Source organism: Halobellus salinus (assembly GCF_014646875.1).
Taxonomy (GTDB): Archaea; Halobacteriota; Halobacteria; order Halobacteriales; family Haloferacaceae; genus Haloquadratum; species Haloquadratum salinum.
This window is the reverse complement of sequence record NZ_BMOC01000001.1, coordinates 410331-420864: the sequence shown is the minus strand read 5'-3', so window position 1 is coordinate 420864 and position 10534 is coordinate 410331. Positions and strand designations below refer to the sequence as shown.

The window sequence follows — 10534 nt, the reverse complement described above, 5'->3', positions numbered from 1 at the left end:
TCTTTGCGGCGATCCCCAGACATACCTCATCATCAGACTCTACCTTCATAACTTTCACTAGGCACTAAACGCGGAAGACCTGCGTGTATTGTCTGCTGACGCGAACTACTCGTGGGGCGAGCTTCGCGAGGAGTGTCGCTCCAACTCAACGCGACCACTGATCAAGCACAGGGAACAAACACCGTTGCAGAAGGCCCACAACACCCGAATGAACGAGGATTACAACCAACGCTGGATGAGTGAGACGGGATTCTCCCAGTTGAAGGAAGACGACGGCGAGAAGCTCCGCTCCGGGAGCTGGCACGGCCAGTTCCGGGAGCTGACTCGGAAGTGCATCGTCCATAACCTGACGCAGGCGGCGAGTTAGGCCTCGCCGCCTGCTCCCTTTCTCCGGACGTATCCGGGAGAGGCATCGCCGTCGTCACTGACACAACGGAGCAAAATATTATAGTTTTGACCCTTCGGCAACCGCTGTCAGTAACAGCCGCCGCATCTTCTGACTGTAAGAACGCACCTCTGACAGCGTGAGACTACAACCAATCGACCCTCCCCCGTCGCTGTCTTGCGTTCAACAAGGGAATGGGTCTCCAATCCACGGAAACGACTCGAACCACTTGGACCTGTGGAGATTCCTCGATTCGGCTGATGAATAGTCAGACTTGGTCGTCCCGGGGCATCTGCACGCGGGGAGTCGTGGGTCGATAGCAGGCTACGAGATGCCCCTACTCGTTACAGACCCAACTGCGGAAATCAGCAAGTCGACGCAGGAGAACGATCCCTCAACGTGGTTGGTGACGATTGCGAGTGGAGAGTTCCAGATCGAACAGCAGGGTCTGGCGTAACCTGGTTCTGTTGAATTTCGGGATGGTTTCACTTTCACCATAGCGTAGTGACATTTATATGGTAGCCTATTGACCCCCATCTGTTATGCTCTTGCTGACTTGGAGGAGACAGAGGTGATGTCCTCTTGCGCATATTAGCACGTATCAACGCACGCGCCGATACTGCTTACGACAACACCTACCACCACAAGCTTAGAGGACGTATTTGGAACGCTCTCGAAGGAACTCAATACGACACTGTACACGACGAGAACCAGCCGAAAGGGTTCGCCTACTCAAACCCGTTCCCTCCTGGAGATATGAAAGAAGGCGACGAGCGGACCCTGCTCGTGGCATCGCCCCACGAAGAGTTACTCGCCCACGTGGCTGCCGACCTCAAAGACGATCGGGAGCTGAACATCGGTGAGATGCCCTTCCACGTCGATACAGTCAACGGATTGGCGACCGACGTGGGGGAACCGGGGACATCGGGAACAATCGAAACCGGGACCGGTGTGTTGGTTCGGATCCCTCCGTGGCGCTTCGAGGAGTACGGGATCGAGACCGACCACGAAGAGGCAGAGTTCTGGCGACCTCAGCACACGATGGAGCCGTTCCGAAATCAGATCGAAAACAACCTCGACAGGAAACACGACCTGTTTTGTCCCGACTACCTTCCCGGACCATCAGAGGTCGACGGCGACCCGTTCGACGGCGCCGACCTGATCAAAACGTTCTCGATCCCGGTGACTGTGACGCAGGGCCACCGCGAGACGTGGGTGTTGAGCAAGTGGCGGTTCGACTACACTGTCCGCGACGACCACCACCGCCGCCATCTGAACCTCGCACTCGACACCGGTATCGGCGAGCGCAACTCGCTCGGGTTCGGATTCGTCAATATCGTCGAGAAGACGGACCGGAAACCGGGACGGGAGGGATCGGTCGGTGCTTGACCCTGACGAGTTCCACGAGGAGTACCCGCCGAAAAAACTGGAAGACGAACTCCCGGAGCGGCCGATCTCGTCGCTCCGGAGTATCCAGCACCTCTACGGTCGCCTCTACACGCTTGCGACGGCCGGTGGCGGCGAGTACGCGGCGTATCTGACGCCCGACCAGGCCAACGACCTGATCGGGACCGAAGAGAGCCTGATCGTCGTTCGGGTGGATCTGTCGGGGGAGCGGCCCACGCTCGACGCTGATGATCCCGTCCGGGTGACCCAGTACACGCCAGACCGTGTCCAGTCGATCGCTCATTGTAAATTCAGTGCCGCGCGTGGAATCGATCACAGCGTCACACATCGCTCCGGGCGCAACAGCGACCCCGAGAAGCTGGCTCGCTACGCCTGCGAGCGGCTGACGCGGTGGGCGACCGACGACGTGGTCCAGGGTGTCGCCGACGAACACCCGGACGGCGACATCATCCGCGGGCTGGCGACAGTCGGCGAGGACGAGGCTGTCCTTGATCGAATCCGAGAGGCCGTACAGACCGAGCTCGGCGGTTCGACCACGGCACTATTGACCGTACAAGTTCGGCGGGAGTCGGGCGCGGACTACGAGTGGCCCGGCGACCTATCCGTGTTCAACGAGGCGATGCGGGCCCGGAAGCTCTCGAAACTGGTCTCGAAGGGGCAGGCGACGAACTCCAGTGGGGAGGCGACGGACCTCATCAGCGGGGAGCGGACCCGGACCGTCGGGACCGCGGAGGATCCGCTCAACTACTTCCTCGGCAAGCAGATGGAGAAGTTTCCGGGGCTTGATCCCGACGAGGCGTGGCGGAGCCACCCCATCTCCGAGGATGGCGCTGTCACGCTGATGAACGCCGAGGAGTTCGTCGACGCCTGCTCCTACCGGACGTTCAACGCCGACGTGTACTACCTCCCGTACTTCCTCGGTCGGCCGACCCCGGAGGAGACGTACAACCTATATGCGGCGCTACACGGCGTTGTACAGGAGGACGATCTGACCCCGGTCCAGCAGTTTTACGACCGGTTCGGAGAGCACGAAGACGAGTTCGACGGGCGGCTTCGGTTCTACGTCGCGGCGGTGATGAAACACCAGATGTCCCGCTTCGATGTGTACGGCGAGACACTCAACGGCCAGCTCCACTACCCGACGGAAGTGGGGAAGCGACACGAAGGGGTCACCGGGAGCTGGGTGTTCGACGACGACCACGAGCGCAATGGTGATCGGACGCCGCCGATGCCGTCTTACGACGAGGCGCCGCTGACGGATCCATTCGAACACCCGCAGAAGGTTCACGAGATGGTCGCTTCGGGGAGCTACCTCTACAGAACCTTCCCGTTCACTGATGAGGACACCGATGCGACGATCGACGACGAGCGTATCGACGTACACGTCTCGATCCTCGCTGGCGACCCGGTGCCGCGCAGCCAACTCGTCAGCGCCTACGTCGAACGGCTACTCGACTGGGACGGCGAACGGGTCCCCGAGCTCCTGATCGCTTCACAGTTCGCACAGCTGTGCGCGCTCGAAAACGCTGATCTCGTGCGGGCGGACGACGACAGGGAATCGACGTTGATCGACGGTCCCGGCTACGACACTATGCACCCAGAGACAGCGCGAACCGACGGTGGATCGGCCGCCCTCGGTCGCACCGAGAAACTCGAATCGTTCCTCGACCAGACGGACGGCCTCGACGACCCCGAACGGCGGGGTGCGTTCCTGATCGGCGCACTCGTCGGCCAGGTCGGCACCTATCAGCAGGCCTATCACGACCGATCGACGACCGTGATCGATCAGTACCCGATCAAGTCGATGACCAAGACCAGAGTCAAGCGCATCACTCAAGAGGTGATCGACAAGGACATCGTCTACTCCCGGGAGAGCGCCAAGAAAGGCTCGAACATCAACTCGACGATGTACAGCGAGATCACCGACGGGATCGTCGAGACGATGGCGGAGAGAGACCCCGAGAAGTGGGATATCAGCACCGACGATCTCCGCTTCTACTATTCTCTGGGCGTGACCTACGGGATGAACGACCGTTCGACGAACGAGCAGGACACGGAGCACAGCGACGCAGACACAGCCGACGCTTCCGAAACCAATGAGTGAACACTACCCCACCGCCTCGAACCGATCAGAGATTATTTTCGCGTACGACGCAGTCGATGCGAACCCGAACGGCAACCCGCTTAGCGGCGCGAACCGCCCCCGGATCGATCCACAGACCGACCAGGCCATCGTCACCGACGTGCGCCTCAAGCGATACCTCCGCGACCAGTTACAGGATGACGGGCACGGCGTCTACATCCGTAACGTCAAGGAAGAAGGCGAGCAGGCGACGCGCGAAGACCTCCTCGAAGACCGTCTCAAAGAAATCGAACTCGATGAGCTGGACGAGGACGAGATTGAAGCGGCGGTCTTCCAGCAGTTCCTCGAAAACAGTGCCGACGTGCGCTACTTCGGAGCGACGATGAGCGTCGATATGGACGAAGAAAAGTACGGAGACATCGCTGCTGAACTCCCGGATCACTTTAGGGGTCCCGTCCAGTTCTCGCCCGGGAAGTCGCTCCACCCAGTGACCGAGAACGAGGAGTACAACAGCCTCACAAGCGTCATCGCGACCGGCGAGGGCAAAGAACAAGGCGGCTTCGACCTCGACGACCACCGTATTCAGTACGCGTTTATCGGGTTCCACGGTCTCGTCGACGAACACGGGGCCGAGGACACGCTCCTGACCGACGACGACGTTCGCCGGCTCGACACGCTGTGTTGGCGCGCACTGAAGAACCAGACCATCAGTCGGAGCAAGGTCGGGCAGGAGCCACGGTTCTATCTCAGAGTCGAGTACGACGGTGAGAGCTTCCACCTCGGTGGTCTCGATCAGGACCTCACACTCGACACGGACGCGTCCGAGCCAGCGGAAGAACTTCGGACGATCCGTGACGTGTGTATCGACGCGACGGGCCTCGTGGACCGCCTCAAGCGAGCGTCCGACCGGATCGACACGGTCCACGTGGTCGCCAGCGATGTCCTCAACGTATCCATCGAGGGGGAGATCGGCAATCACGAGTTCCTCTACAGTGAATTGCGGAACGCCCTTGGCGATGACTCCGTTCGCGTCGTCGATGTGTATGAGGACGCGACCGCGACCAGGCCGGAGGAGTGAGCCGTGACCGAGCACGCCTCGACTGCGTCAAACCTCCCCGACGGTGCGAACACGTGCTTGTCGTTCACTATCAGCGGCCCGTGGGGGCATTTCCGACGCATCGAGGGCAACATCGTGAAACAGACCTACCGGGTCATCCCGCGGACCACCGCTGCAGGGCTAATTGCGGCGATGCTGGGAATCGAACGGGACGGTTACTACGACCTGTTCGCGCCGGGTGAGTCGCTCGTCGCCATCGAACCCGCCAGCGAACTCCGCACGATGAAGCTCCCGATGAACACGCTCTCGACGGCCAACGAGCACCTGACGTCCCTGAATCCTCGCGGGAAACTCTCGATCAAGCTCCCCGACCCATCGAAACCCCGTCAGCAACACAACTACGAGGTCCTCGTGGAACCGGCCTACCGGATCGACGTGTGGCTCTCCGACGACGACCGATACCAACAGTTGCGCTCGCTTCTCGAATCCGGGGAGTCGTACTACGTCCCAAGTCTCGGTCTCTCCGAGTACCTCGCGTCGGTCGACTATCACGGGGAGTTTCCGATAGAGCGGGGACCGGACGGTGAAACCGTGACTGTCGATTCGACCGTTCCCGAAGCGGTCGATTCAATCGTTCCGGAACCGGATACGCGCTACCAGATCGAACAGACCCCCGCGTATATGCAATGCGACGAAGGCGGCCGGACGACCAGTGCCTTCGTCTCCTACGCCTACAATCCTGACGGGGAGTCGCTACGGCTGACTGACGTATCGCCCCGGGCAGTCGACGGCAGGGCCATCGTGTTTACGTGATGAGTGACGTTCCGATCTCTCACCCACCAGAGGGCAACGACGAGGCGATACCGCTCCGCGATCACCTCGACGCAGTGGCTGATAGAACGCGCGAGGTGGTCCCGTCGGATGCCACGACAACCGGCGGCGATCCGCTCGCCGAGGTCGCGGCGGTCGTGGCTCAGTGTCACGACTTCGGGAAGGCGACAACGTGGTTTCAAGCGTACGTGATCGGCGAATCGGAGTCGAGCAAGCGGTCGAATCACTCCCTGCTCGGTGCATACCTCGGCTACTACGTCCTCGACAGATCGGGGTACGACAGCGAGGACTGTCTGGCGACGTTTGTCGCGATCGCGAAACATCACGGCCGTCTCCCGAACGTCGAGGAGTACGTGGACAGCGTCTCGCGGTTCGAGAACGAGAGCGAGGCGAATAACGAGCGCCAGCGCGTCGTGATCGAACAGGTCACCAACATCGATGACCATCACCGACCGTTCGCACAGTCGCTCGTTGCCGACATAACCGACGGTGCCGGATCGTGGGAGGAATTCGTATCGGAGATCGCGAATAAATCACTTTTCGGGACCGTCTACGAGCACTTCGATCGATTCAGCTTCGGGACCGACCGATCCAATCCGTCCGACGCGTTCTATCAGGTCCTTCTCCAACTCTGGAGCGGGCTGATCCTCGCGGACAAAACGACCGCTGCCGGGGTCGGAGATAGGAACCTCACCGCCTCCGAACCCGACTTGCGGATCCTCTCGGAGTATATCGACGATCTTGGTGGAGATACTGCCAACGACAGTCAGACAGAGGCTCTTAATCAGCTCCGTCAAGAGGCTCGGCAGGGTGTCCTCGCCGGTGTTGAGACGTTTCGTGATTCGGACGGCTCGACCGCGACGTTGACCCTGCCGACTGGGATGGGAAAGACACTGACCGGGCTGAGCGCCGCTCTCGAACTCCGCGAGGACGGGAGCCGGGTTATATATGCGCTCCCCTTTACGTCTGTCATCGATCAGGTCGCGGACGAACTCACCGAGGTGTTCGACTCCGACGGGCGCGACGACCTGCTGACGATCCACCACCACTTGGCCGAGACGGTGACGGAACTCGACGACGACGAGGAGGGGACCGATGAAGACGCCAGGCTGGCCGAGATGGTCGCCGAGAGCTGGCGGTCCGGGCTGACGCTCACTACGTTCGTACAGCTCTTCGAGAGCCTCGTCGGTCCCGGGAACTCCCAGTCAATGAAGCTGCCGGCGCTGTACGATTCCGTGATTGTACTGGACGAGCCACAGGCGTTACCGATGAAATGGTGGAAGCTCGTTCGACGGGTCACGACGATCCTCACGGAGGAGTACGATGCGACGGTCGTCGTTATGACGGCGACGCAGCCGGCACTGTTCGACGACGCGTTCGAACTGGTTGACGACGTGGATCGGTACTTCGATTGCTTCGAGCGCGTTGAGTACGACGTTCACGATTCCGCCTTAGCGTTCGACGACACCGACGCAACCATCGGCTACGAGACCGCTGGCAAAACCATCCTGGACGAAACCGGTGGAACCAATTCGGGACTCGCCATTTGTAACACGATCGACAGCGCGGCCGCGCTCACCGACACGATCGAGGAACAGGGGGCGGTCGTCGACGTGGGGGCCCATCTCACAGCCATACTCGAACCCGAGTCAATCAAGGGCCTGGGTTCTGACGGCGGGAGAATCGACGACGGTGGGGTCGCTGACGACGGGATCGATGTGGACGTGCTCGTCAACCGGATCGAGAGTCACCTCGATACTGGCGAACGTGCGCTGGTCCACCTCTCTACCCGGCTCCGTCCCCGGGACCGGCTCGCGCTGATCGAAGCGACGAAGCGTCTCTCCGAGCGATCGGTCCCGATGGTAGCGGTGTCGACGCAACTCATCGAGGCCGGCGTCGACATCAGCTTCGACCGAGTATACCGCGACATCGCACCGATCGACAGCGTCGTTCAGGCAGCGGGCCGGTGTAACCGATCGTTCGAGCGTGACCGCGGGACTGTGACGCTCTGGTGGCTCGCCCCACCCGACGAGACGACTAAAACCCCATCACAGGCCGTTTATGACTCCCGTGGTGTGAGTACTATTTCACTGACATCGAAGACGCTCGACGCTATCGGGGCCGACGATGATACTGTTGCCGAGCGGAAGATGACGCGCGATGCCGTCGAGCACTACTACGGCCTCGTCTCCGACCGCAACCCGGGTGATCCGCAGTTCGTCGACTGGGTCAATGAGGCGAAGGCAGCAAAACTCGGCGATCTCTCTCTAATCGGTAAGCGGGACAGCGTCGATGTGATCGTCTGCCGGACTGACGCTGAGGTGACTCTCGTCGACAAGATGGAGGTAGCGATGAACGAGTTCGAGTACGAGCGGTTCGACGATCTCCGTAACGAGGCCAAGGATATGACCGTCTCAGTCCCGGTGTACGGACAGGACTCGCGTGAGGCCGAGACGGTGCGGAATATCGAACCACTCGGTGATACTGATCTCCGCGTCCTCCGGCATCCACAGACCACTTCACACTTCGACGAGACGAAGGGACTTGCTGTGAACGATCCCGGTGTCGACGATCGATTCCTATGACTGACCCATCGTCCGACCCAGTCGATCAATTTCTCACCGCGGCCAGGGACGAGACCGAGGAACTGCCGTTTCGCCTCACTGGTGTGATGTTCCAGTATTACGTCGTCTGCGAGCGGGAGCTCTGGTTCCTCAGCCGCGATGTGGAGATCGACCGCGATACACCGGCGATCGTCCGTGGAAGCGGCGTTGATGACTCAGCCTACTCGGACAAGCGCCGAGACGTACGCGTCGACGGGATCATCGCAATCGACGTACTAGATAGCGGTGAGATCATCGAAATTAAGCCCTCGTCGTCGATGACTGAACCGGCACGGTTACAGTTGCTGTTCTATCTTTGGTATCTTGATCGAGTCACCGGTGTCGAGAAGACGGGCATCCTGGCACACCCGACGGAGAGACGCCGCGAAACGGTCGAATTGACCCCAGAGTCCAGTGCCGAAGTCGAATCGGCGATCTATGGGATCCGTGAGGTCGTCACCGCAGAATCGCCGCCACTGGCTGAGGAGAAGCCGGTGTGTGATGCGTGTGCCTATCACGACTTCTGCTGGAGCTGTTGATTATGAACGACAACTACCACGTGTTTTCCGACGGACGGATCGAACGCCAGGACGACACAGTACGTGTCGTTACCGTGGATAACGAAAAAAAGTACCTCCCGGTCGAGAACGCCGAGGCGATCTTCCTCCACGGGCAGATCGAGTACAACACTCGGTTCGTCTCGTTCCTCAATCAGGAAGGCGTCGCCGTCCACGTCTTCGGCTGGCACGACCACTACGCCGGGTCGATTATGCCCAAACGGGGCCAGACCTCCGGTCAGACAGTCGTTGATCAGGTTCGCGCTTACGACGATCCCGAGCACCGGCTGAAACTGGCGAAGGCATTCGTCGACGGCAGTATCCACAATATGCGCTCGAATGTCGTGTACTACGACGGGCGTGGCTACGACTTCGAGCAGATACTGGCGGAACTGGAGGATGCGCGGGCGTCGCTTGACAGAATGAAGACGATTGACGAGACGATGGGCGTCGAAGCCCGTGCTCGGAAAGCGTACTATTCGACGTTCGACGAGATCTTGCCTGAGGAATTTGTCTTCGGTGGCCGCCAGTACAACCCACCGAACAACGAGGTCAACAGTCTGATTTCGTTCGGCAACTCGTTGGTATATGCGAACGTCGTCTCGGCAATCCGAGCGACGGCACTGGACCCAACGATCAGTTACCTCCACGAACCCGGCGAACGACGGTACTCGCTGGCGCTGGACATTGCGGATCTATTCAAACCGCTGCTCGCCGATCGGGTTATGTTCAGACTCGTTAACCGCGGCCAATTAACTACCGACGAGTTTGAAGACGAGATGAACTCCTGCCTCTTGGACGAGAGCGGCCGAAAGACGTACTCGAAAGCATACGAGGAGACGCTTGACGAGACGATTGACCACCCGGATTTGGGTAAGAAGGTGAGCTACCAGTATCTCCTCCGTGTCGAAGCGTACAAATTAAAAAAGCACCTCCTAACTGGCGAGGAGTATGTTCCGTTCCGACGGTGGTGGTAAGTATGGTCTATGTTATCGTGGTCTATGATATGGAGGCAGATCGAACGCACAAGATGCTGAAATTCCTCCGCCGATACCTCACACACGCACAGAACTCCGTGCTCGAAGGGGACGTGACCGAGGGTGACCTCGAAAAGATCCGATCCGGCGTCGATGATCTACTCAATCCCGGAGAATCGACGATTATTTACTGCGTTTCCTCCGAAAAAATGGTCGAGAGATCCGTATTCGGGGAGGACCCCACCGCCGACGATCAATTTCTCTGAGCGGTCCAGCTTTCCATCGACCCTCTAGGGGTTCGTTGACTATTGCGGGTCGACGGAAACGATGAAGTGTGAACAGCCGATAGAGGAGCATATGTGGCCAAATCGGCCATAGTTTCAGATGGACCCTTGTGGGGTCGAAGCAGCGCCAGCCACACGGCGAGCGTCGTCTTGCCCGTGTTTCAGATGGACCCTTGTGGGGTCGAAGCGACGACATCAAGCGGCGTTCCGCCGAGTGTGCCGCGTTTCAGATGGACCCTTGTGGGGTCGAAGCGGCGACGGTCCGAAGCCCAAAACAGTCGAACGGGTCGTTTCAGATGGACCCTTGTGGGGTCGAAGCTGCTCGGTTTCGGTCTGTGTCTGTGTCTGCG

Annotated in this window: 8 protein-coding genes, 1 pseudogene and 1 CRISPR repeat array (1 of these 10 running past the window's edge); all 9 genes and pseudogenes read left to right on the top strand. The window is 59.9% G+C overall.

From position 1 onward, the window contains the following. Positions 1-67: 67 nt before the first annotated feature. Positions 68-367, top strand: a pseudogene (locus IEX72_RS02005) (transposase); the annotation flags it as partial. Positions 368-967: 600 nt separating this feature from the next. Continuing rightward, positions 968-1774 carry a CRISPR-associated endoribonuclease Cas6 gene (gene cas6, locus IEX72_RS02000; RefSeq protein WP_188785698.1) on the top strand — a complete coding sequence of 269 codons (807 nt, stop codon included), beginning with the start codon at positions 968-970 and terminating at the stop codon, positions 1772-1774. Further along, on the top strand, positions 1767-3896 hold the full coding sequence (cas8b, locus tag IEX72_RS01995) for a type I-B CRISPR-associated protein Cas8b/Csh1 (RefSeq protein WP_188785697.1): 2130 nt from the start codon (positions 1767-1769) through the stop codon (positions 3894-3896). Before cas6 ends, cas8b begins: the two co-directional genes overlap by 8 nt. Then, on the top strand, positions 3889-4953 hold the full coding sequence (cas7b, locus tag IEX72_RS01990; protein ID WP_188785696.1) for a type I-B CRISPR-associated protein Cas7/Csh2: 1065 nt from the start codon (positions 3889-3891) through the stop codon (positions 4951-4953). The genes cas8b and cas7b overlap by 8 nt, the downstream gene beginning before the upstream one ends. Positions 4954-4956: 3 nt before the next feature. After that, positions 4957-5745, top strand: a complete 789-nt coding sequence (gene cas5b / locus IEX72_RS01985) for a type I-B CRISPR-associated protein Cas5b (protein WP_188785695.1) — start codon at positions 4957-4959, stop codon at positions 5743-5745. Then, complete coding sequence (locus IEX72_RS01980; protein WP_188785694.1) at positions 5745-8348, top strand: CRISPR-associated endonuclease Cas3''; 2604 nt, start codon at positions 5745-5747, stop codon at positions 8346-8348. Before cas5b ends, IEX72_RS01980 begins: the two co-directional genes overlap by 1 nt. Further along, the gene (cas4, locus tag IEX72_RS01975) at positions 8345-8905 is read left to right on the top strand and encodes a CRISPR-associated protein Cas4 (protein WP_188785693.1); all 561 of its coding nucleotides are present in this window, start codon (positions 8345-8347) and stop codon (positions 8903-8905) included. The genes IEX72_RS01980 and cas4 overlap by 4 nt, the downstream gene beginning before the upstream one ends. 2 nt (positions 8906-8907) lie before the next feature. Continuing rightward, positions 8908-9900: a type I-B CRISPR-associated endonuclease Cas1b gene (gene cas1b / locus IEX72_RS01970; protein WP_188785692.1), complete on the top strand. Its 993-nt coding sequence runs from the start codon at positions 8908-8910 to the stop codon at positions 9898-9900. 2 nt (positions 9901-9902) lie between these two features. Next, positions 9903-10166, top strand: a complete 264-nt coding sequence (cas2, locus tag IEX72_RS01965) for a CRISPR-associated endonuclease Cas2 (protein WP_188785691.1) — start codon at positions 9903-9905, stop codon at positions 10164-10166. A 111-nt stretch (positions 10167-10277) separates the two neighbouring features. After that, positions 10278-10534: a CRISPR direct-repeat array (repeat unit 30 nt; unit sequence GTTTCAGATGGACCCTTGTGGGGTCGAAGC) (it continues 3624 nt past the right edge of the window).

Bases quoted from the DNA above. Each gene is read 5' to 3' on its own strand.
- IEX72_RS01980 (WP_188785694.1), top strand. From the start codon at position 5,745: ATGAGTGACGTTCCGATCTCTCACCCACCAGAGGGCAACGACGAGGCG.
- cas1b (WP_188785692.1), top strand. From the start codon at position 8,908: ATGAACGACAACTACCACGTGTTTTCCGACGGACGGATCGAACGCCAG.
- cas7b (WP_188785696.1), top strand. From the start codon at position 3,889: ATGAGTGAACACTACCCCACCGCCTCGAACCGATCAGAGATTATTTTC.
- cas4 (WP_188785693.1), top strand. From the start codon at position 8,345: ATGACTGACCCATCGTCCGACCCAGTCGATCAATTTCTCACCGCGGCC.
- cas2 (WP_188785691.1), top strand. From the start codon at position 9,903: ATGGTCTATGTTATCGTGGTCTATGATATGGAGGCAGATCGAACGCAC.